Here is a 21,572-nt window from a genome sequence, read left to right on the forward strand (position 1 = left end):
CGGCGACGACGTCGGCCGTCTGGCTCGCCCGGGCCAACGGGCTGTGGTGGATCGCCGAGAAAGGCACTGTGCGCAGCCGCCGGCCCAGCCGGTCCGCCTGCTCGCGGCCGAGTTGGGAAAGGCCTCCGTCCAAGGCCGCCGGATCCTGCTCGCCATGGCGGACGAGGTACAGCTGTGTGCGAGCCACCGTGGGCCACCCTCCAGGTCCTTGTGCGACGAAAAGCACGATAGATCAGGGAGGCACGGGACGATGGGGCCGAGAACACGGCCAGGTGCACTCTTCTGCCGCCGACCACGCGCATTGGGTGCCGCCCTGTCGTGGCCGATGAGCGGGTGTTTGGCGGTACGGCGAGGCGGCGCAAGATCTGGCAGGCTCCTCGTCATGCGCCCGCTGGACAGCCGTGATGTCGACCAAGCCGTGGCCGAGATGGTCCGGGTACTCACACCGCACGAGTCCGCGGACTGGCGACGCCCGGCCGGCAAGCTCGACTGGAGCTGCTGGGAAACAGCCGCCCATGTCGCGCATGACCTCCTCGCGTACGCCGGGCAGCTCGCTGCCCGGCCCGACTCCGCCTACCTCCCGTTCGACCTGGTGGTACGCGACGACGCGTCTCCCCGCGACCTGCTGCGAATAGCCACCGGCGCAGGAAGGTTACTGAGCACCGCGTTGGCCGCATCCGACGCTTCGGTACGAGCCTGGCACTGGGGCCCGACAGACCCGAGCGGCTTCGCGGCGCTGGGCGTGAACGAGACGCTGGTGCACACCCACGACATCACCGAAGGGCTCGGCATCCACTGGCATCCACCTGAATCTCTCTGCAGCGCCGTGCTCGCCCGGCTCTTTCCCCACGCTCCCGCCGGAGATCCGGTCCAAGTGCTGCTCTGGTCCACAGGGCGTACCGACCTTCCCGACCGTCCTCGACGCACCTCCTGGGTCTTGAAAGCGGCGGTCGAGTAGGCCCACTGCCGGATACCGTCGCTCACGCTGCACACCAGCATCCGCTCATACCGCGTAGCGCTCGTCACGCAAGGTAACCAGTTCATGGTGCACGTATCCGGACGTGCCGAGTTGAGTACGGTGGCCTACGTGTCTTCGGTCGGGGTCAGTCGAACTGCTCGAACTGGAGGTTGGCGTGCAAGACCGCTGACCTGTTCGCGATCTCGACGCCTGAGTGTCCGGACAAGGAGCCGTGATCAGTACCCGGCGTCGGCATTGCAAGAACAAGCTGCCCGGGGATCGTCAGCGCAGAAGCGCGATAGGCACCGCGAGGTCCTCGGAGGCGTAGAGGTCAGCGACGGCGCGCGGATCGTCGGTGGCGCAGGCGGCGGCGATCGCGTCGATGAGTTCGTCGTAGTCGGGGCCGGTCTCGCCCTTGTAGGACGCCTCCATGCGTCCCCAGTCGTCCCACGGCAGCATCTCGACCTTATTCACCGCGGCAAGATCCTTGATTGCGTTTCCCCGGATTTCGGCCGGCCCCCAGTTGTCGGTGCCGTACACGCCGAAGAGCGTGGCATCGATGTCGCCGTCCCGGAAGGCCGTCCACGCTTCGCCGCCGGTGAGGAACTCGCCCACGGCGAGGTCTTCGGGTTTCGCCACGAGGGAGCCGCCCAGGATCTCGGTGTCGATCCGCAGCCAGCGGCCGTCGTGCCGGTACTCGGTGATCCAGTGATCCACGCCCTGCCCGGTCTGGAAGTAGGTGGCGAAGCCGCAGCGGGCACGGGCCGCGATCCCGCGGTAGCGCAGCAGGGCACAGCTGAGCACGGCGAAGTGGCGGCAGGTGCCGATCACCCGCCGATCGAAGGCCCGTGGAACGCTCACCGGGGCCGGGTCGAGGGCCAGAAGGGCGGCGATCAGCTCGTCGACGCGACGATGCCGATTCTCGGCGAACCGCTCGGCGGGGACACTCAAACTCTTCGCGTCTGTGGGCTGGATGACCAGGTCGTGAACGACGCGGCAGATCTCGACGGGGTCGCTCGGAAGGTCCTCCAGCATCGGCTTGTGGATTGCGTCGATCCTCGTCAGTGGACCTGCCACGGCGTAGTCGATCGCGCCCGTCATGCTGGCATCGTAGGCGCCGCCACCGGGATCTGCCGTCCCCTGACCACTGCGCTGACCGGCAGGGCGTACGCCAGAGGGCCATACAAATCCCCGGCCAGTCATCGCGGTGCGCGCATCTGCCGCTGGTTGCGGGTCGAAGCGCCGGTTTATGGTGGCCGGGTGCTTGACCTGAGCAGGCTAGACCTGGAGGAGATCGCTACCGCGCTCGAAGACCAGACCGACTACGAGCATCGATGGTTGATCAACCCGCAAACCGGCGAGGTCGTGTTCTGGACAACGGACGGCGGCCTCGACGGTCACGTGCCCGTCGACCTCGACGACCTCGGCCTGGTGTGCATCGACCCGCTGCCGTCCTACGTCTGGCATCAGGACATGGCCGACTTCGCCGAGAGGATCAGTGACGCGACGGCCGGACACAGACTCGCGCGAGCGATCCAGGGCAAGGGCGCGTTCCGCCGGTTCAAGAACGAGTTGCACGACGAGTATCCGCACCTGCTGCCAGCATGGCATGCCTTCCGCGACGTGCGCGCAAAGCGGCGGGCTGTTCAATGGCTGGTCGACAACTCGTTGGTCGACCACGAAACGGGCGAGCGTTTCGTGGTCGAGTACCCAGATCCCGCCCTGCCCTGAACTGGCGTCCGCGTCGCGCGACTTCCTATACGACGAACGCACGCATCCGCCGCCGACGTGTGCGTCCGTGCCCCGCTCTGTCGGCTCAGCGGACGTCGAGGGTTGGCGGCCCGACGCGCGAGCGAGCCGCGCTTCCAGCGGAGTTTGCGTTCATGCACTTCTGACGCCACTTCGCGCCGGTTGGCTTCGGGGCCGCGGCTCCGAGCGATGCTCAATCATCCTGGAGCGCCTCTATGTGCGTAGTGCGGCGTACCGGTCGAGCAGGATTGGCACTCCCGTGTGTGACCACCACGGGAGGTGAACGTGGCCGGCGGACATGCCGTGGCCCGGGTCGAACTCGGGGAGGTATATCGCTGCGGCGCTGTCGTGCCACGGTGTGGACTCGCGGTTGGTGAGGGCTTCGCCAACGACCTGCTCGATGGTGTGGGTAATGAGGGTCCGCAGGGTGAACCAGTCCTCCGGCAGCGGCGTGTCGGCGAACCGCGCGCGAAGTTCCCGCCACAGATAGGCATCGCCGCGCAGCGAGTACTGAATCGGCTCGCGCTCGAACAACGAGCCGACCGTGCCTGTGCCGACGGGCGGCGGACATCGAACCCAAAGCGTCGCACGGATCTGCTTGTACACGGCTTCGCCGGATGCGACGAGCCGTACCTCGGCGACAAGAGTCCTGGCACCCGCGATCGTCTCGATCGCCGCCGTGATCGCGTCGGCGCGTGGCCAGCCGTAGCCGCCCGTGCTGATCAGCGGAAAAGCGACGCTGCGCGCGCCGAGTTCGTCGGCGACCTCCAGCGCGCGCCGGTAGCACGCTTCAAGCAGGGCGCGGTCGTGCTGCCCGGCGTGGTAATTCGGGCCGACCGTATGGATGACCCACCGGGCGGGCAGAGTACCTGCCGTCGTCCAGCCTGCGTCGCCAGTGGCGAGCCCGTTCGGAAACCGGGCGATGCAGTCACGCAAGATCGCCGGGCCTCCGCGGCCATGGATGGCACCATCCACACCGCCGCTTCCGCGCATAGCCTTGTTCGTCGCGTTGACGATGGCATCGACATCCTGCGTCGTGATGTCCCCGAGGACGGCGGTGATGGCTGGCACGCCCCTATTCTGCCCGGAGGCACCGGCCACAGACGCGGAGCCATCTGGCTCCGGCGGGCCATGTGCGTGAGGCGCTGGCCGTCAGGATCGGTCCCTCTGGCCAGCGGCGGTCGAGGACGGGCAGATACTTACCCCTACCGCCAGGGCGGACGCCAAGTCCTGATGCCGCACCAACATGCCGCGATCCGCGTGGACCATCAGTGGCGCAGTTACCGAGCCTAGCCGGAGGTGTGAACGATTGGCGGGCATCGGGTAGCCGAACAAAATGCAACCGGACCGCTGTGTCGACTGGACGCCGGCCCGGTGCCCTGAGTGGCTAGGCGTGCCGAGCAGTTGACTCTTGAAGAACTATCTTTGAGGTGCGACCCTCACTCGCTATGAGCCGCAATGTTCACGGTCGCCCACGTCAGCCGAGCGACGAAATCGCGGAACGACGCGAACGACGCGATGCACGGATCCGCGCCGACCGCATCGAGTTCGCGATGGCGGAGATGGAGGACAAGCCGCCGACCGACGACATCGAATTCGGACCCGGTCGTGACACGCGGGCATGGCGCGGAGGATCGCCCGGGCTCGGACGACGCCGATGACCTGCCCGATGTGGCGCCGGGGGAGCCTGCAGCAGCCCTGCTGGTGCCGACAATGACGTCCGCACTGGTCAAGGGAGCTTGACCGCAACGACAAGGCCTTGCCGCATCAGCTTGCCCAGACTGGCCGTGCCGCTTCGATTGGCCTGCCTGGGCGTAACCAACGCGCTGGCGATGCTGCGGCTGCTGCCAATGAGATGACTTGCATCGGCCTCGTTCGGCGCATTCATGGGGTCGTCAGGGCGCTCGGGGTCGCTTGCGGGTCCCGACTGACCTGCTTCGGCGGTACCCGGGCCGCCCCGGCGGCCGGATCTTGAGAAACACCCCTGAACGTCCTCATCTGGCATCCGACTACACACGCCTTGCTCCGCTACCTGGTGCCGATCGACGTTCCCGCGCTGTAGTGCCTCCGGCCGGTGCGGATCAGCCGACTGAGCTGGTTCCGACTTAATTTCGATATGAGTTGGGGCCCGCGGCCCAGCGGCCGCCAGTAGGCCCGCAACCAGCACCGCGACAGCCCGAGCCAACATGCGAACCGGGTCTCGAAGTTTAACGCTGGGTAATCTCCTGCCATGGTTCTGGCTAGGCTGAGTGCGGCGGGTCGACCTCGACAAAGCCGAAAAGCCGTTCGATCAGTTGCAGCGCCTGGGTGCGGTAGCGGTCTGCAAACCCGCGACAGATCGCCGGCTTGGCCTGTGGATGCCGGTACTGCGGCAGCGTGTCATGACAGACGATGAACGACTCGCGCTGGCGGGCTTCGGTGACGAGATCGCGCAGCCTGCCGGGGGCGAGATGCATCAGGTTGCCGCGGTTGAAGATGCAGGTGTCGCATTGCCGTGACAACAGCCGAGACTTGCCGAGGACCGGGTCGCCGACGCTGATTTCAGCGTCGGCGTCGGGCTCGACGTCGGGTTCCGGAACGGCTTCCATGATGTTTCCCTTCGCACGTTCGCAAGGGTGCCGCCGGCGAGCGCCGCCCATTGCGGACCAAACTGAGGTTGAGGTGCCAAAGCGGGTGCGCGATCGGCCGCGACGGACCGAAATCGCGGTGCCCGCGCGGGCTGTGCGCGGTGCGGTGAGAGGGTCAGAGCCGGCCGTGCCTGACGTACAGGCCGGCTGGGTCTGGCTGCGGTAGCCGATACGTCAGCCATGCCGGGTCCTGAGGCGCCGGCAGCGTCAGACCGAGTCGGCTGTTCCGCTGCCGGTCAGGCTGCGCGCGGTGAGGCTGTCGACTGGGGGCGCGCGGGCCGAAACCACCCGGCGAACCGGTCGGTAGGCACGGCCACTCGTGCCCGGCCGCGGGTGGTCGGGTCAGGGCGGCTCGCAGCCTGGCAGGCGCGGTGGGCGTCGCGAGCCGGCGGGCACGGGTATTGGTGGCCGGCGCAGCGCCGGTTGGCGCAGCGGTCCGGCTGGTCGGGCTCCGCTTGGTGGGCAGCGGCGACGTCGGTGGCGAGCAGCCACAGTAGGACGTCGTTGACGGTGCCCGGCACGGCGTGGCGGTGCGGCAGCTGCACGGCTTGTTGCCTCCTTCGACGGGGTTGGCACGTGGGTCCGCCGCCCCTGGCCAGCGGTGTGGGGTGTCGCTGTCGGGTTCGCCAGGGGCGGCGGCTGGATGCAGTGACGCTCGACTTTCCGTGTAGATCAAGTCGTGTTCACGATGGCGAGGGCTTTGGTGCCCGTTGGTTAGTTGCCTCGGTGGTTGAGGAAGCAGTTCAGTGCGGTGGGGTTGTCGTGCTGGTAGTCGCCGAGACGGTGGTCGTAGTGCGGCGCACAGGCGCGGCTGTGTTCAGCTCGGCGCCGTCGCGCCCGTGGGCGGTGGTATGCGTGGCGAAGCAGCAGGTGCCGCCGGTACAGAACGGCGACCGTGTGTGCGTGGCCGAGCGACGACCAAGCCTCGGACCGCGTCGGCGAGACGCAGCGTCCTGGGCGCCGTCGTTGGAGACACCGGCGTTTGATCAGGTACTCGGTGGCGTCGAGGCGGGTCGACGAAGGAGCCGATGCTGGCGGTCAGTTCCGGCTCAGCGGGCGAGGCCAGCGCCAGTGGTAAGAGCGTGGCACGTGTCGGCGATCGCGGCGGCGAGCACGTATGCCTCTCAGATGCCGCTGTTTGATCGCCTCCATGCAGCGGCTGTGGCGCTCACGTCAGCTCGGCTGGTTCGTCGGTGGTCGGGTCCACATCGCCGGGGTCGGCGCCGTCGCGCTCGCTGCCGTCCCACTCGAACTGCGCTCCCACCTCCGCGGCGGTGAGGGCGGTCTCGACGGCTGCTTCGGCGGCGTCGAAGGCGTCCTCACGGCCGGTAGCGGTGACCTCGAGGAGGACGGACAAGGTCAGGCGGACCTGCCAGTGGCGGGGCAGTGCTGGCAGGTCCAGCGCGCTCAGCACCCGGTCTGCAGCGTCGGCGTCGATGTCGTGAGTACTGGCGGCCTCGCGCAGGGATCGCCACACCTCGCGGCGGAAGTGGGCCAGTGCGTACGCATCGGCGGCGGGCGGCTGGGCCTGGGGCGGGGTGTGTTGGTTGTGCAGGTGAGCGTGGATCTGGGCGGTGGTGTGGGTGAGCCATCCCAGTGGTGCGGGTTGGTCCGGGTGGAACATGTTCCAGGCGTCGAGTAGGACGGCCTTCAGGGTCGGTAGTGACGTCGTCGTCTCGGGTGTGGTCATCGCAGGTTGCTCCTCGGGAACGGGAAGGGTCCCGCCGCCCTGGTGGGCGGCGGGACCGTCGGCTGGTGTCAGGACTGGTGGCGGATCCGGGTAACTCGGACCTCGTAGGTGTCGGAGCGCACGGTCAGGTGCAGCCACGGGTAGCCGGCGGCTGCGGCGGTGCGCAGGGTGGTGATCAGCGGGGTGAGCTGGTCGGTGAGGTGCAGGTGCTCGGCGAAGTCGTCGCCGCCGAGATCCGGGTCGCGGCGGTGGCCGTCGGTGCCGGGGTCCCAACCGTGGGCGTAGATGACGAGGCTGCTGCCGGGCCGGTTCGGATCCTCGAGGCGTGGCAGGCCGCTGGACATCAGGTAGACGCCGTGGTCGTGGACCCACACCAGCGCGCCGGGGCAGGCGATGCCGTCTTCGTGCTCGGTGAACGAGGGTGCCTGGTCGGCGGCGGCGACGGCGTGCTCAGCCAGCCGCAGCGTCTGGGTCAGGTCGAAGTAGAGATGCAGGGCCATGGCAGGTGTGCCCCTTCCTGTGCGTGGGTGTGGTCGGACAAAGGCACCGGCACGCGAGGCCGGTCAGGGGGTGGTGGCGGTGCTGAGTCCCGCAGCGTGCGGATCTCGGCCACGCGGTGAACGGCGCCGTGGCGGGCTGTTCAGGGCGTCGCATCGCGGCCGGTTCGCCCGCGCTCACCGGTGCTGGGATTGGGAATCGACACCAGATCAGTGCGGGCGTGGCGGAGGAACTCACCGGCGCGGTGACGAGCTGTGGTGGCCGTGTCGTGGCGAGCGAGGGCGGTGGTCAGCGTGTCCGCGATGGGGTCGAGCCGTTCCCGCAGCGATAGGTTCGTGCCACGGCTGGTGTGGGGGTCGCTGAGAGCACGTCGGTCGCGCCGGTTTGGGCGATGATCTGCTCACCGGTGGCGGTGATAATGCGCGTTGCGGCGAGCAGCGCGTTCACTTCGTCGGGTGATGGGCGCAGGCGTCGGGGAGCTGGTGCGGGTTGAGGGTGTAGCCGTGTCGCCCAGGAGCCCGGATACGGCGTTGAGGAAGGGCGGCATCGGGCGTTTCTCCTGCGGCTCAGAACGGAGGCTGACCGATGTGCGGCCAGCCATCCAGCACGGACGGGGGGAGCCCGGCGCGTAGCGCTTGGTCGATGACGTGCGCGAGGCTGTAGTCGGGGTCGGCGGCGAGAGCACGGTCTACGGCGACGGACGTCAGGGCCCCATCGCCGCATCGCCAGGCGGTGAAGGCGAGCAGGCTGGCCGGCGCCGCCGCGAGGGGCGGGTGGGCCCGGCGGGTGACGTCGGTCCACATAGGCACCTGCCAGTCGTCGCTGTCCTGCCAAGCGGCGTCGCGGATCACCGGGTCGGACAGCAGGACGGTCAACCAGGCCAGCTCGTCGTCGTGGAGGACCTGCTCGTCGCGGTAGCGGGCGAACGCGGCGGTCACCGCGTCAACGCCGGCGCGGACCAGGCCGTCGTGTCCGGCCGCGGCGAGCAGTGCGCGGCGGCGGGCGCGGGCCTGAACGGTGGCGCGGGTGACGGCGACGCGGGCGGCCCCGCTGGTGGGGGCGATGCTGGCGACGAGCGCCGCCCGATCGGGCAGGGCTCGGCAGCCAGCGACGATGGCGTGCATCGTGACGTCGCTGCGGTGGGGGTCGTAGGGCGTCCCGTCGGTGGGGCAGCAGGCGGGGTCCTGGCAGAGGTAGGAGAAGTAGCGGCCGTCGGTGACCCGCAGGGCGTCGAGGACGTCGAGGCCTGCGGCGGTGAGGCGTGGGGTCATGGCGTCCATGACCGGGGTGACGGCGGTGGCGGGTCCGTAGCCGATCACGATGACGCGGGTGGCGTCGGCGTGGCGCAGCAGCCGGATCTGCGACCGGGCCATGCCCGCGATCCAGGCGGCGACGTGGGAGGGTTCGGGAAGGTCGGCGCGGCCTGCGACGACGACCCGGGTGCCGGCGACGCCGACGGTGACGAAGCTGTCGGTGGGGCGGAAGCCCAGCAGGTACGGCACGGCGGTGAGCAGGTCGGCCGGCGAGCCGACCGGCAGCCGGTTGAAGTCGGACATGGTGTCTCCTGTCAATAGGTCAGATAAAGGCGGGCAGAGTCGATCGGCCGTTTCGGGGTGCGCGAAGGTCGCGCCGGTATCCGGCAACTGCGATGGAGGTGCGGGATGGGATCCGCGGGCCTGCTGGCCATCCGGTGAGGCATGGCGACATCCGAGCCCTGGGGCGGCGCGGTTCGGCCTGGCCCCTGTCGGGCTGCCGGAAGGTGTCAGGCGCGCTCGAGGGCGGTGACCGCGGCGTCGGCGATGTGCCCGATGGCCTGCACGGGGTCGGCCACAGTGAGGGTGGTGGTGTCGGTGAAGGTATGCCCAGGCAGGTCGGCCGGGCGCAGCCACAGCACCGCACAGCCGGCCCGGTGCAGGGTGGTGATCAGCCGTTGGGCGGGTGCGATGTCGGGCAGGTCGCCGTCGGAGACGACGGTGAGCATCCGCAGCCGGCCGGGCTGGCGTAGCTGCAGCAGCTCGTCGGCGAGTTTCACCGCGTCGGTGAACGCCGTACTGCCGCCGTCGGCCCGCAGCTCGAGGACCTGCTGGGGGTGCTGGCGGGGTGGGACGAGCAGGGTGACGTCGCTGCCGAAGGCGATGGTGGCGGTGATCGCCTGATTGGCGCGGGCGGCGTGGGCGAGGATCCACCCGGCCGACGACATCGGCGCCGCCCAGGGATGCATGGAGAACGACGCGTCGACGATGACCCCGAGGTGCAGCGTCGGCTTCGGCGGCGGCACCTGAGCGCGGCGCTGCCACGGGGTAGCCGTCGGCATGGTCCCGGCGGCGATCTGCGCCTTCGCGGTGATGGCGTGGCGGGTGCGCAGCCGTCCCGGCGGGGTGACGCTGGGCCGGGTGTCGGGTTCGGGCTGGTGGGTGCGGGCCTGCCGGAGCCGGGCGGCGAGGGTGCGGGCGGCGGCGCGTTCGGCGTCGGTGGGGTTTCGCAGCGACCAGTTGGTGGGCGCGGAGAACCGGGCGGTGAGCTGCTGCGCCCGATACTGCGCGGGAGTGAGGCCCGCGGTGTGGGCGAGGTAGTCCGCCAGTGCCTGGGCGAGCACACCGGCGAACACGCCGGCATCCACGGTGGGGGTGTCGGGTTGGCGGTGCGGGTCGATGCCGAGGATCCGGCACCACCGCCACGCCAGGTCGATCATCGCGTCGGCGTCGGTGTCGCCAGTGGTGTGGGCTTCGCGCCACACATCGCGCAGCTGCAGCAGCCGTTTGCGGCCGAGGACGGTGGTGACGGCCGCGCGGACACCTTTGATGTCTTTGGCGGTGATGATGCGGGCGTCGACCCGGGCCAACAGCAGCCCGGCGAGTTGGCCCGCGTGCCACGGGTCGTCGGCGGGAGCGTCAGCGGGGCTGACCAGTGTGGTGACGGTGTGGCGCAGCCACCGCCGGTCGGTCCGGCGGCGGGCGCGGTGCCGGTTCTCGATGCGGGACTCCTCGAGGAGCTCGGCGACGGCGGCGACGACGGGTGAGGTGCCGGGCGGGGTGCTCCACTGGCTGTGCACGGCGTGGGCGGCTTCGTGAACGAGCAGCCCGTAGGCGGTGGGGACGAGGCGCTTGTGGCCGGCGCGGCGAGGGTTCGCGACGTCGGGGGCGCCGATGTGGGTGGCGTCGACTTCGATGCGGCCGGTCGCGGGGTAGAAGCAGGCGGGTGCGCCGCCGCCGGCGCCGGGGGCGACGGTGACGGTCAGGTCGGTGCGACCGGTCAGGACCGGGATGTGCCGTGTCCAGGCGTCGCTCCACTCCTGCCAAGCCGGGTCGCCGCCACTGGGCGGGGTCGGGCCGGGCTGCAGGTGATGTGGTTGAGGCATCAGTACTCCGTCCAGGGTTTAGCGCTGCTTGCCGAGGGTCAGCGGGGTGATCTCGGTGCCGAAGTGCTGCCGCAGCGCGGCGAGGACCTGCTCCCGGTCCTCCTCAGGTGCGCGGCCGGCGAGGTTGGCGGCCGCGGCGGGCAAGCCGAGGGTTTTGCGGACGCGGGCGAAGCCGAGCAACTCGCGTAGCTGCGGCGCCCAGCTGATCCGCCCGGCGGCCAGGTCACCGTTGAGGGCGACGGCGGCGGCCACGGCAGGGGAGGGGACGCCGAGGTGGCGGGCGAGGTCCCAGTCGGTGGTGACCTCGATGTGCACGTCGAACCGGGAGGCGAGTGCTTCGGTGAGGATGGCGCCGTGCACGCCCGGGTTGTGGCCGGCGATGACGTAGAAGCCTTCGGCGGCGTCGACGCGTTCGTTGCGGTAGCCGGGGATGGTGATGACCCGCCGTCCGTCCATGGCGGGGTAGAGCACGGCGAGGACCTTCGGCGGGATGAGGGTGGCGTCGTCGACCAGCAACGCCCGCCCCTGACGCATAGCGGTGACGAGGGGCCCGTAGACGAACTCGAAGCCGCCGTCGGGGAGGGGGATGAAGTTGCCGAGGAAGTCCTCCACGACGGTGTCGCCGGTTCCGGCGACGGTGAGCAGGTCCGGGAAGGCGGCCTCGACCAAGGCGGTCTTGCCGGTGCCGGGCGGGCCGTAAAGCAGCACCGGTATACGCTTTTCGCGTAGCCGGCGCAGTACGTCCACATCGGTCGCCCCCGCGAGCTTGCGCGGGAAGTACAGGTCACCGTTGGGGCGTGTGACGGGCTGCCGCCGACCCGCCCCGCGACGTCCTTGGCGGGGTGTACGCGGGGCGGGCGGTGGCATAGTCCCGGCGGCGTCGACACCGGCCTGCGTGATCTGGAACCGGTGCGGGCCCGTGGTGTGGGTGGCGTATCCGCCCGCGGCCATCTTCTTCAACGCCTCGAACACCGCCCCGGTGGACGGGGCGGCGATCGCCGCGGTGAGTTCCCCGACCTTGAACACCTGATCGGGGTGCGCGGCGAGGTGGGCGGCGACCTGCCGGTAGAGGTAGCCGGGCCGGCGGCCGTCGGCTGGCGGCGGGGTGGGGCCGCTCGGGTCGGGTGGGGTTGCAGGGTCCATGCGGGTTCTCCTGTCATAGGGCCCCGCGCACCCGTCTCCGGGTGCGCGGGGGAGTTGATGCGGTGTCCGCGCGGCGGAGACGGGCAGGTGCTGCGATAGCCCCGGGGCTGGGGCCGGACAGCAACTCCGTGAGGTGCTCAAGGCATCCCAGGAAGGGCTGCCGGGGTGGTGGTGTCGCCGCCACCGGCGGTGGGCGACGACAAGGAACGCACCCAATCCCGGATGGATCAAGTCGATCCGGCAGCGAGGGCCTACCTGCGGCGGAGGGTGACCTCGTGGCGGGGGCGGCGGGCGATGGTGACGGTCAGGCCGAAGACGCTGCCGTCGGACAGCTCCAGCCACACCCCACGGTCGAGCGTCATGACGCCGGCATCGCGGTAGACGCGGGCAGAGGTGACGGTCACCGGAGTGTCGTCGTCGTGGGTGAGCTGGGGCAGGTCCGCGTCGTCGCAGAGCTGATCCAGGTCGGCGCTGGTCAGCAAGCTCCGGACGAGGGCTTGAAGGATCTCCTCGTGGGCGTACTCGCCGAACTCGTCGGCAGGGTCATCGGACATGTTGATGCTCCTCGTTGTAGGTCATGTCGCTTCATGTCGTCCGGCCGTCTGACAGCCACGGAACGCTTGAGTGGCGGCGAGCGCGTCGCGATATGCCGCCGCTGTGGGGGGTGGCTGCCGCAGGGTCGAATCGGCTGGCGCAGCGGTGTGGTGAGGTGATGAGGTACCGGGGTGACGAGCTGGAAGGGCCGATGGCGCAAGAGGAAGCAGACGAGCCGGGCGCTGCCGACGTGGGAACTCGGCGAGGGTTCGCCGGTCCTACGGGCTGACCCGCGGGACGCGCTCGTGTCGGCCTCCATCGGGCCTGCCGGTGAGCTGGTAGCGCTGTGGTCGACATCCGAGGACGAAGCGGCGCTGCGGTCGGTCACCACCCAACCCGGCTGGGCGACGTTCCCCGACCCGACGACGGCCCGACCCGTAACCGCCCGAGTGACCAGGCAGGCAGGGGACCTCGTCGACGTCACCGAGTTGCCCGGATTGACACTGGCCCACCCTTCCGTCCAGCCGCTGCCCGAGGGGCGGGTACTGGTGGTCGGAGCCCGCTGCCGGTGGCGCAAGGACGGCCCGGACCGCAACGCCGTGATCTACGGCAGCAACGGACGCATCGAGGCGCAGGCGACGCTCGGTGACGGCATCGAACACGTTTTCACCACCACCTCCGGAGAGGTATGGGTGGGCTACTTCGACGAAGGCGTCTACGGCAACTACGGCTGGGGCGATGCAAACTCCGCGCCGCCGATGGGCAGCAGCGGCCTGGTGCGCTTCTCACCGCAGCTCGAGCAGACGTGGCGATTCCCGTCCCACGTGGACAACCAGTGGGGCGCCATCAGCGACTGCTACGCGCTCAATGTCACCGACGAATCGGTCTGGACCTGCTACTACACCGACTACCCCATCGTGCAGATCCGCCAGGACTCGGTCGCCGGCTGGCGCAATCACATCTCCGGGGCGAAGGCCCTGGCGGTCAGCGGCACCCGGGTCGGACTGCTCGGCGGGTACGCACCGCAGCAGGACCGCCTCGTTGTGGGTGAGCTGGCTGACCAGGCGATGCGAGTCGTCGGTGAGTACCGGCTGGTGCTGCCCGGCGGAGCCCCGCTCCCGCCGCAGGTGACGGCGATAGGCCGCGGCCCGGTGCTGCACCTGATCACCGCCGAGCACTGGTACCGGCTGCCCCTGGGCGAGCTCACCCGGGAATGACCTGGGGAGCCGGGTCAGGTAGCCGCCGTCGCCGGCGGGCCAGGGAGGTCGCCGGCGATCCGATCGCAGTCGTAGGGGTGCACCGCGATCCAGGTCCAGGCGCGGCCCATCACGGTGTACCGGCCGTGCGCGTCGGGCGTGATGTGGTCGATGGCATCGGGGTCGTCGTGCACCCGGGTTTCGTCGGCCACGATGACGTCGCCGTCCAAGCGCAGGCGGGCCAAGGACTGGTCGACCATCTGCTCCAGGCGCTCGCCGGTGATCCCGTCGGCGGCGAGCTGCTGCCGATAGCGGTCGCGGGCATCGTGCTGGTCGGCGACGATCGCCTCGGCCACCTCCCGAGTGCAGGTGAACACCGCCCACCCGTTCCACGTGTCGACCAGGGTGCCGACGAACCCAACTGGGATGCGCAGCTCCCCGTGCTCGTTGGGTGTCCACGCCCAGTCACCGGCGAACACGCCCGGCCCGCCCAGACGCACCCGGTCCGGATACACGTGGCGCAGGTCCCGGTCGTCGCCGTCAGGGTGCAGCACCACGCGGCACTGCCGGGCCGCCTCGGCTTCGGCGGCGCCGTCGTATCCGTCGCACCACGCCCACCGCGCCTGGTCCCACTGCTGCGCCGTGAGCTGCTCCCATACCGGCGCACCAGGCGGGGCATGTTCGGCGTACCGGTCGGCGTCGTCGGCCAGGCTGTACGGGTCGGCGGCCGGCAGCCCGTCAATGTCCCGACCCGCCTCGATGGCGGTAAGGATCTCCCGGGCGGCCGCGACCACGTCGCCGCTGGCCCGCCCGCCGATCGTGTCCTGTGCCCACCATGCGGCGGCGTCCCGCCCGGCGGCCTGTCCGGCAGTGCGCAGCGCGTCGAGCACCCGCTCCCAGCCGGCGTCGGGGAGGCGACGTACGCGGTCGCCCGCGCCGAGCAGCATCGCCAGATGTGAGCCGCTGTCCCACCGCACGTCCAGCACCTGCTGGCGCGGGTCGTAGCGGCGCACGGTGCCCTCGTCGCCCGGCCGCAGCCGGGTGTGCGGGTCGTTGGTGTGCTCGAGCGCGACGCGGTCGCCCGGCTGGTAGCTCACAGCGTCTTCGGCGTCGTTGTTGATTGTGCTCACGGTGATGTCCTCTCCGTGGTGTGGAGGCCAGAAGTGGTGGCGGTCCGGAACACCCGGCTGCGCCGGTGAGGGATCCGCGGTGTCGCGGACGGTCGGCGGTCAGATCACGACGCGGCGCACGGCGGCGAGCTGCTCGGCCCAGCCGGACAGGCTGATGATCTTGACGACGTCGCCGCTGTGCGGGGCCTGCACGATGAGTCCTTGGCCCAGGTACATGCCGACGTGGCCGGGGCGGGCCGCGCTGCCGCGGCTGCCCGGGATGAACAGCAGGTCCCCGGGCCGCAGGTCGCGGTAGTCGGTGACAGGCTGGCCTGCGTTCACCTGCTCGCTCGTGGTCCGTGGCAGGCCAACGCCGGCCGCCCGATACGCCTGCTGCACCAGCGAGGAACAGTCGCACTGGCGGGCGGGAACACCCGAGTGGGGTGCGGTGCAGTCCCCGCCGAAGGTGTACGGGGTGCCGAGCTGGGCCAGGGCCCAGCCGACCGCCGTCACCACCTGCCCCGGGGTGCCCGGCGGCAGCGCGAACCCGGCCGGGAGCGGCACCTGCTCGCTGCCGGGTTGGCCGTCGCCGCCGTCGAACAGGCACAACGGGTTGCTCATGGCCTGCTCCAGATCAGCGGCGACAGGCCCGGCGGGAGTGCCGCCGCTCAGGACGCGGACCAGGGCGATCGCGTCGTCCTCCCACCGGGCATACGCGCCGGGGTAGGCGGATCGCTGCACCGCCTGGGCGGCGTCGGTCAGCGCCATGGCCTGCCAGCCGTCCACGGCCAGCAGCGCCTGATAGAACCTCCCGGCCGCGTAGCGCGGATCCCCCAGTTGGGCAGAGGTGCCCCAGCCCTGCGACGGGCGCTGCTGGAACAGCCCCACCGAGTCGCGGTCCCCGCCGGGCAGGTTGCGCAGGGTCGACTCCTGCATGGCGGTGGCCAGCGCGACGACCCAGCCCCGAGGCGGAACCTTCAGGTCCGCCCCGACGGCGACGATCACGGCGGCGTTGGCCACCTGGTCGCTGTTCCACCCAGCGGTGCCGGCCGCGGGTGGAGACACCGCGATGGCGGATCCGGTGCTGACGGTGCCGTAGCAGGCAGCCGATGCGGTGCCGCCGCCGGTGAACAACGCGCCGACCCCGCCCGCGCACAGCACCACCACCGCGATCACCCCACCCGCGAGGGCGGCGAGGGCGCGGGCGTTCACCGCGGCACTCCCGCCGCCGCTGCCGTGCGGCCAAGCTCTGCCATGCAGCGGTTCGCGGCGGCGGGCCGGGGCAGGCACCCCGACAGGGGGTACCGGGCGACGAGGCTGCCGTCGTCGGTGTGCACGGCGACAGTGGCGGTGTCCGGGTCGAGCAGGTAGAGCCATTCGACGTCGAGGTGCCGGGCGTGACTCAACGGGAACACGGTGACCGGTTCCGGCGCGTCCACCGTCTCGTCGGTGCATGTGGAGGCCAGGGTCATGCCGACGCCCGGCATTGGGTGCTGGCCGGCGAAGGGTGAGTGGGTGGCGGCGGTGATGTCCGGGTCGAGGTACTGCCAGTCGCAGGCGAGGATCGCGGTGACCAACGCGCGGGTGTCGTAGTGGGCATGCCGGGCCCAGATCGCGGCCAGGCTGGGCAGCATGGCGCTCGGGTGGCCGTCGCAGAGCACGAAGCGGGCCTGCGCGAGGCGCGGGTGGTCGGGTTCGGTGATGCCGACGTAGCAGTGGCTGCTCACGGGACAGGACTCCTTCAGCGAGGCGAATGAAATGGGTGCGCCCGCCCGCCTTGCGGCGGGCGGGCGCATTCGGGTGATGGGGAGGCCGGACAGGCCTGCCACGGCCGGCGCTGCTCGCGCGTGGCGATGCCGCCGGTATGGCCATGCCGTCCATCTGGGACGGGTGGAGCTGATGCGCCCTATCGATCAGGGCTGGTCGTGGTCCGGGCGGGGCGGCCAGGTGGCGGGCCGGGGGCGCCAGCCGAAGATTGGGTCGGTGGTCTCGACGGATCCGCAGCGGGTGCACCGGGTGTAGGTGTCCTCGCCGTAGCCGGCCATGGACGGCACCTCGTCGGAGACGATCTGGTCGACCGCGTCGCAGACCCGGCAACGGATGGACGCGCCGTCGGGTCCGCACACGGTGAAGATCGGCTCGTCGGGGTCGGTGTCAGGCGGCAGCTGCCCGGTCATGCCGTGCCTCCCGCCGTGCTCCAGTGGGGGTGGCGGGCGGTGGCGGCCACCAGCGCGGCCAGCCCGGGCTGGGTCGCGGGGGTGTCGTCCGGGTCGGGGGTGTCGTCGACGACCAGCGCCGGGTGGTCCTCACCCAGGTGGTGGGTGAGTTGGTAGACGCGGCCGTCGGTGTCGACGGCGTCGATGCGGCGGATCTGCCTCGGCTGGCCGTTGTGGGTGAGGATGTCGTCGTAGCAGGCGGCCCAGGCCAGCAGCCGCACGTCGGGCTGCGTCGCGCGGATCAGCCGCACGATGGTGTCGAGGGTGGCCTGGTAGGGCGCTGCCGCGTCCGGTTCGTCGAGGCTGGCGGCGAGGCGGTGCAGCAGCGCCGGCAGCCCGGCCGGGTCGGTGAGCAGGTCGTCGCGGTGCAGCGGGAACTCCACGCTGCGCATCTGGCGTACCGGGGTCGGCCCGTCGGTGATCAGGGGCCGGTCGTGGATGAGCAGCAGCGTCACGGGTCGGCCCCAGCCCAGCGTGTCGGCGTCGGCGTCGACGGCCAGCAGGCATCCGGCGAGGGTGTGGACAGCGGCGAAGGACAACACAGGGGGGTCTCCTTGTCATCGAGCAGGAAAGGGGAGGACCCCGCAGCCGGCGGCTGCGGGGTCCTCGGCATCAGGAACGGGCCCACTGGTGGGCGCGGGACCGGTGGGCTGCGCGGCCCGCGCAGACCCGGGACAGCCGACCGCGGCGGTCCGGCTTCGGTGGGCCCGGCGGCCGGGTGCGGATGTCGGCCGGCGACGTGCGGGCCGGGTGCCCGGTGGTCAGCGGTAGTGGCGGTCGCGGCTGCGCCGCCCAGGTGTCGCGGTGCGGGGGTGGTGCTCGCACACGCCGCTACCGGAGCGTTTGGCCTGGTACATGGCGGTGTCAGCCTCGGCGAGCAGCTGCCGGGGGCTGGTGTGCCGGTTACCGCTGTGGGTGTGGCCGACCGAGGCGGCCATCCGGAGGTTGCCGTTGACCACGCGGATCGGGGCGGCGGCGATGACCTGCCAGGCGGCGTAAGCCGCGGCGGCGGTGTCGTCACGGTCGCCGGACACGAGCAGCGCGAACTCGTCGCCGGAGAGCCGGGCCGCGATCTGCACGGGTGCGGGCAGGCCGGCCAGGAGCCGTGCGATCCGTTCGAGCAGGTCGTTGCCGGCGTCGTGGCCGAGGGTGTCGTTGACGGTCTTGAACCGGTCCAGGTCGAGCAGCACCACTCCGACCGGCGTGCGGTCGGCGAGCGCGGCACGAAGGCGGGTGAGGAACAGCCGCCGGTTGGGCAGGTCGGTGATCTCGTCGTGGGTGGCCTGGTAGCGGGCCGCCTGCAGCGCTTGCTGCTGCCGCCAGAGCAGGGCTCCGGCGAAGGCGAGGCCGGCGAGGATGCCGCCGGCGGCGGTAGCGATCGTGTTCAGGGTGGGAGACACTCGGAACGCTCCTTGCCTAATAAGGAGCACCGGGGGCGGGCGGGAGGCGCCAACTTCGACGCCCGCCCTCGGGCTGCCGGACAGGTGGACTACTCGCCGCCGCTGGCGGCGGGGGCGAGCTGAAAGGTGGCGGGGCGCTCGACGGTCTGCATCGCCTTGCCGGCGGCGACGAGCTTGATGGCCGCGTTGGCGACCGCACCTGCGCTGGCTTTGGCCGCGCCCGTGCCGGCGTTCGCGGCGTCGATGAGCTTGCACAGGTCGCCGGTCCTGTAGGCCCGGTCGGGGTGCGCTTCGAGGATGTCCAGGACCGCACCGCGCAGCGATCCGCCCCTACGGCGCGCCGCCGCCGAACGGTCCTCGCCGCGCGGGCCGTCGCCGCTGTCGTGACTGCCTGCCGGCGTCTGGCACGCCGGATCGGTGGGCTTGTCCGCAACGTTGCCGGCGGTGGACTCCCCGGCGTCCGGTGCTTCCGGCTCGGGCTCCTGCTGGGAGGCAGGAGAGCTGTCGGGCGGGCCGGTGGTGTCGGCTGCGGTCGACGGTTCGGCGTCACCGGGCTGGAGCTGCGCCTCGGCGGCGTCAAGCTGGGCAACCTCGGGGTCGGTGGATGGTGCGGGTGCGTCGGCCGCCGCTGGCTGCGGGGTAGCGGTGGCGGCGCGGCCGGCGTCGGTGAGCCGCCACAGGGTGGGGCCGTCGCCGGTGCGGAACCGCTCGGCCTGCCCGGAACCTTCCCAGGCGCGCAGCTTCGGAGTGGTGGTGGAGTAGCCGAGTCCGGCGTGCTCGGCGACTTCGGCGGCGGTGGCTTGGCCGAGTTCGGCCAGCGCCGCGAGGACCTGGATCGCGCTGTGCGCGGGAGGGCTTTCCGTGTGCGTGTCGGTCATGCCAGTTGTCCTTTCATCGTTCGATTCGGATCGAGGTCGCGCACCGATCCACGCTTCGAAGGCGGCGGTGATCAAGTGCATGGACCGCATCTCGGGACAGGCCAGAGGCCTGGTTCGGCCCAGCCGGGCGTCGTGTGGCCGGATCCGGCGAGAGCGAGGCGTTGGCGGTGGAAGGCACCGAGGCCGCCAGCTGGCGGGAGGCGACGATGGTTCTTGCGCGCATGGCGCTCGGGTCAGCGCGAGCTGCCGCCGAGCCCGCACCAGCGCAGCGTGTGGGTCGGCTGGTGGCTCGTGGTCGAAATGACCCGTCGGCGTTACGCAGGGCAGCGGCGGCGTGATGGCCGTTGGTATCTTCTGCGGCATGAGTGGGGGCCGGGGCTCTGGAAGCCGCAACAAGCGGCGGAAGGTCAGCGACGAGGAACGGGCTGCGGCGGTGCAGGACTACCGGGAGTCCGTCGGCCGGTTGCAGGACACCGCCTACCGGAACCTGCGGCAGACGATCGCCTACGCCACCATCTTCGTCGCGGTCGTCGCCACCTGGATGCTCGTCATCGGGCAGGCCACGCCGACGAGCTTCCCGTGGTACGCCGTGTCGATCCTGGGCGGCGCGTTCGGTCTGGCCACCTACTTCGTCCGGGAGCCGCGCCCGCGGCTCTACGTGCTCGCCGCCGCCGTCGTCCTGGCCGTGGTGGGTGTGACCGGCATGTTCCTCACGGACTAGGGCGGCGTAGATGACGCTGTCGGTCGAGCCGGAGGCGTTGGTCGGCTTCGCCCGTCAGGTCGACCGCGCCGCCGCTGACGTGTGGGAGATCCGCGCCTACCTCAACCGGCACGCCGACGTCGCGACCGGAGGCGAACAGATCAAGATCGCCAAAGAGGCGCACGAGCACGCGGTGCAGGTCATCAACGGCACCCTGAACCGGCTCGCGTGCCTGCTGGAGAACTCAGCCCCCGAACTGCGGGCCGCCGCCGGCTACTACCGCAGCACCGACCTGGCCAACGCCGAGCGCCTCGACCGCACCCTGCCGCCGGCGGTCGACCGCTGCATCACCGCCCTGGAACTGGAACTGGCGAACAACCCCTGCGCTCCGACGAACTTCGTCGACGTCCGCGACGTCCGCGGCCACCTCGACACCCCGGGCGACCCGGACAAGCCCGCGAACCCGCTGGGCTGGATGGACTACATCAGCCCCGCGAACTGGCTCAACGAGGTCTTCAACCACGTTTTCGGCTTCGACCCCATCGGCAGGATCCAAAGCCAGGTGTCCGGGGACTGGGAAGCCCTGGCAAAGATGGCGCCCGTCGTCGACAACATCGGCGGCGCTCTGCACGACCTGGCCTACAACGTTCAGTCCGGCACCACCACCCTGCGGCCCCTCTGGCACGGCGTCGCCGGCGACGGAGCCTTCCGCTACTTCACCACCACGGCTAACGCAACCGCCGACCTCCACACCCCCATGTCCGCGATCAGCAAGGCATACCGGGAGATGGCCGACGCCGTCTGGTCCGCCGGTGAGGCCCTCGGCGGTGTCGTCAAAAGCCTCATCGACGCCGCCATCATCGCCGGAATCGCCGCCGCTGCCGGCACCGTCACCTCCGAAACCGGCGTCGGCGCGCTCGTCGGCTACGGCGTCGCCGCCGCCGAGGTCGCCAACATGTTCCGGCTCTGGGGCGAAGCGACCAAGCTCTGCCAACAGATCTCCGCCGCCGTCCTCGTCTTCCGGGCCGCCCTCACCCGCGAACTCAGCGACCTCGACACCGTCGCCCTCCCCGCACTCCCGGACGGCGGTCGCTACGACCACCCCCTCGCCGGGGTAAAGGTGTGAACGGCGTGGACGACCTCGACGACATCACCGGCGGCGATGAGAAGCGCGGCCAAGCCGTGCGCCAGGTCCTGGACCAACTCGCCCGCAGCAACAACCCGCTGCTGCGCGAGATGGCCACCGCAGTCCAAGAAGGCCAACTCACCCTGCGCCAGGCAGCCAACAGCAACACCTACGGAACCGAGCTGACAGCGCCCTTCCACACCTTCTGGACCGCATACCAAGAGATGACCACCGAGGAGCGCGACGACCTCGCAGCCCGCTCCTGACCAGCAGGACGAGGCCTCACTGACAAGAGCGGGTCTGTAAGAAGAACGGTGTAACTCCTGATCAAGGAGCGGCACCTGATGACGGAAACGACGATGGCCGTGGATACTTCCGCGGTGGCGAAGA

General features: G+C 70.7%; 24 protein-coding genes. 7 read left to right on the top strand and 17 right to left on the bottom strand.

Annotated features, from left to right (window positions below):
* Nucleotides 1–187: histidine phosphatase family protein (locus tag ABZV78_RS26995; RefSeq protein ID WP_355642935.1), on the bottom strand; the 187-nt coding region annotated here is incomplete at its 3' end.
* Nucleotides 188–391: 204 nt separating this feature from the next.
* On the opposite strand from ABZV78_RS26995, the gene ABZV78_RS27000 reads away from it, so the two are divergent.
* Nucleotides 392–958: a maleylpyruvate isomerase N-terminal domain-containing protein gene (locus tag ABZV78_RS27000; RefSeq protein WP_355642980.1), complete on the top strand. Its 567-nt coding sequence runs from the start codon at nt 392–394 to the stop codon at nt 956–958.
* Between the two features lie 282 nt (nt 959–1,240).
* Here ABZV78_RS27000 and ABZV78_RS27005 read toward each other — a convergent pair whose 3' ends face one another.
* The gene (locus ABZV78_RS27005) at nt 1,241–2,059 is read right to left on the bottom strand and encodes a transglutaminase domain-containing protein (protein WP_355642937.1); all 819 of its coding nucleotides are present in this window, start codon (nt 2,057–2,059) and stop codon (nt 1,241–1,243) included.
* A 159-nt stretch (nt 2,060–2,218) separates the two neighbouring features.
* On the opposite strand from ABZV78_RS27005, the gene ABZV78_RS27010 reads away from it, so the two are divergent.
* Nucleotides 2,219–2,689: a UPF0158 family protein gene (locus ABZV78_RS27010; protein ID WP_355642939.1), complete on the top strand. Its 471-nt coding sequence runs from the start codon at nt 2,219–2,221 to the stop codon at nt 2,687–2,689.
* A 231-nt stretch (nt 2,690–2,920) separates the two neighbouring features.
* Here the strand turns inward: ABZV78_RS27010 and ABZV78_RS27015 are convergent, their stop codons facing one another.
* Entirely contained in the window at nt 2,921–3,778 is an 858-nt protein-coding gene (locus ABZV78_RS27015; protein WP_355642941.1) for a macro domain-containing protein, read from the bottom strand.
* Between the two features lie 377 nt (nt 3,779–4,155).
* Between ABZV78_RS27015 and ABZV78_RS27020 the strand changes: the two genes are divergently transcribed.
* Nucleotides 4,156–4,368 (top strand): hypothetical protein, encoded by a 213-nt coding sequence (locus ABZV78_RS27020; protein WP_355642943.1) that lies wholly within the window; start codon nt 4,156–4,158, stop codon nt 4,366–4,368.
* Nucleotides 4,369–4,947: 579 nt separating this feature from the next.
* On the opposite strand, the gene ABZV78_RS27025 is transcribed toward ABZV78_RS27020, so the two are convergent.
* From ABZV78_RS27025 to ABZV78_RS27055, 7 genes are all read right to left on the bottom strand, one after another.
* Nucleotides 4,948–5,295, bottom strand: a complete 348-nt coding sequence (locus ABZV78_RS27025; protein WP_355642945.1) for a hypothetical protein — start codon at nt 5,293–5,295, stop codon at nt 4,948–4,950.
* Nucleotides 5,296–6,502: 1,207 nt separating this feature from the next.
* On the bottom strand, nt 6,503–7,024 hold the full coding sequence (locus ABZV78_RS27030) for a hypothetical protein (protein WP_355642947.1): 522 nt from the start codon (nt 7,022–7,024) through the stop codon (nt 6,503–6,505).
* A gap of 68 nt (nt 7,025–7,092) precedes the next feature.
* On the bottom strand, nt 7,093–7,524 hold the full coding sequence (locus tag ABZV78_RS27035) for a DUF3085 domain-containing protein (protein ID WP_355642949.1): 432 nt from the start codon (nt 7,522–7,524) through the stop codon (nt 7,093–7,095).
* 564 nt (nt 7,525–8,088) lie between these two features.
* Nucleotides 8,089–9,078 carry a DUF4192 domain-containing protein gene (locus ABZV78_RS27040; protein ID WP_355642951.1) on the bottom strand — a complete coding sequence of 330 codons (990 nt, stop codon included), beginning with the start codon at nt 9,076–9,078 and terminating at the stop codon, nt 8,089–8,091.
* A 206-nt stretch (nt 9,079–9,284) separates the two neighbouring features.
* The gene (locus ABZV78_RS27045; protein WP_355642953.1) at nt 9,285–10,880 is read right to left on the bottom strand and encodes a VWA domain-containing protein; all 1,596 of its coding nucleotides are present in this window, start codon (nt 10,878–10,880) and stop codon (nt 9,285–9,287) included.
* A gap of 18 nt (nt 10,881–10,898) precedes the next feature.
* Nucleotides 10,899–12,023: an AAA family ATPase gene (locus ABZV78_RS27050; protein WP_355642955.1), complete on the bottom strand. Its 1,125-nt coding sequence runs from the start codon at nt 12,021–12,023 to the stop codon at nt 10,899–10,901.
* Nucleotides 12,024–12,274: 251 nt separating this feature from the next.
* The gene (locus ABZV78_RS27055; RefSeq protein WP_355642957.1) at nt 12,275–12,577 is read right to left on the bottom strand and encodes a hypothetical protein; all 303 of its coding nucleotides are present in this window, start codon (nt 12,575–12,577) and stop codon (nt 12,275–12,277) included.
* A 171-nt stretch (nt 12,578–12,748) separates the two neighbouring features.
* On the opposite strand from ABZV78_RS27055, the gene ABZV78_RS27060 reads away from it, so the two are divergent.
* On the top strand, nt 12,749–13,774 hold the full coding sequence (locus ABZV78_RS27060; protein WP_355642959.1) for a hypothetical protein: 1,026 nt from the start codon (nt 12,749–12,751) through the stop codon (nt 13,772–13,774).
* A gap of 14 nt (nt 13,775–13,788) precedes the next feature.
* Here ABZV78_RS27060 and ABZV78_RS27065 read toward each other — a convergent pair whose 3' ends face one another.
* From ABZV78_RS27065 to ABZV78_RS27095, 7 genes are all read right to left on the bottom strand, one after another.
* Nucleotides 13,789–14,883 (bottom strand): DUF4314 domain-containing protein, encoded by a 1,095-nt coding sequence (locus ABZV78_RS27065; protein ID WP_355642961.1) that lies wholly within the window; start codon nt 14,881–14,883, stop codon nt 13,789–13,791.
* A gap of 99 nt (nt 14,884–14,982) precedes the next feature.
* Nucleotides 14,983–16,074 carry a C40 family peptidase gene (locus ABZV78_RS27070; protein WP_355642963.1) on the bottom strand — a complete coding sequence of 364 codons (1,092 nt, stop codon included), beginning with the start codon at nt 16,072–16,074 and terminating at the stop codon, nt 14,983–14,985.
* Nucleotides 16,071–16,589, bottom strand: coding sequence for a hypothetical protein (locus ABZV78_RS27075; RefSeq protein WP_355642965.1), 519 nt, complete (start codon nt 16,587–16,589; stop codon nt 16,071–16,073). The genes ABZV78_RS27070 and ABZV78_RS27075 overlap by 4 nt, the downstream gene beginning before the upstream one ends.
* Before the next feature lie 186 nt (nt 16,590–16,775).
* Nucleotides 16,776–17,039 (bottom strand): hypothetical protein, encoded by a 264-nt coding sequence (locus tag ABZV78_RS27080; RefSeq protein ID WP_355642966.1) that lies wholly within the window; start codon nt 17,037–17,039, stop codon nt 16,776–16,778.
* Complete coding sequence (locus tag ABZV78_RS27085) at nt 17,036–17,620, bottom strand: hypothetical protein (RefSeq protein WP_355642968.1); 585 nt, start codon at nt 17,618–17,620, stop codon at nt 17,036–17,038. Before ABZV78_RS27085 ends, ABZV78_RS27080 begins: the two co-directional genes overlap by 4 nt.
* A 219-nt stretch (nt 17,621–17,839) precedes the next feature.
* The gene (locus tag ABZV78_RS27090; RefSeq protein WP_355642970.1) at nt 17,840–18,478 is read right to left on the bottom strand and encodes a GGDEF domain-containing protein; all 639 of its coding nucleotides are present in this window, start codon (nt 18,476–18,478) and stop codon (nt 17,840–17,842) included.
* 89 nt (nt 18,479–18,567) lie between these two features.
* Nucleotides 18,568–19,437, bottom strand: coding sequence for a MarR family transcriptional regulator (locus ABZV78_RS27095; RefSeq protein WP_355642972.1), 870 nt, complete (start codon nt 19,435–19,437; stop codon nt 18,568–18,570).
* 280 nt (nt 19,438–19,717) lie between these two features.
* Here ABZV78_RS27095 and ABZV78_RS27100 point away from each other — a divergent pair, with 280 nt between their 5' ends.
* From ABZV78_RS27100 to ABZV78_RS27110, 3 genes are read left to right on the top strand one after another with little or no spacing between them, the layout of a single operon-like run.
* Entirely contained in the window at nt 19,718–20,077 is a 360-nt protein-coding gene (locus ABZV78_RS27100) for a hypothetical protein (RefSeq protein ID WP_355642974.1), read from the top strand.
* Between the two features lie 10 nt (nt 20,078–20,087).
* Complete coding sequence (locus tag ABZV78_RS27105; RefSeq protein ID WP_355642976.1) at nt 20,088–21,182, top strand: type VII secretion target; 1,095 nt, start codon at nt 20,088–20,090, stop codon at nt 21,180–21,182.
* A 5-nt stretch (nt 21,183–21,187) separates the two neighbouring features.
* The gene (locus tag ABZV78_RS27110) at nt 21,188–21,448 is read left to right on the top strand and encodes a hypothetical protein (protein WP_355642978.1); all 261 of its coding nucleotides are present in this window, start codon (nt 21,188–21,190) and stop codon (nt 21,446–21,448) included.
* Nucleotides 21,449–21,572 lie beyond the last annotated feature (124 nt).

Source organism: Micromonospora sp. NPDC004540 (assembly GCF_040610095.1).
Taxonomy (GTDB): domain Bacteria; phylum Actinomycetota; class Actinomycetes; order Mycobacteriales; family Micromonosporaceae; genus Micromonospora.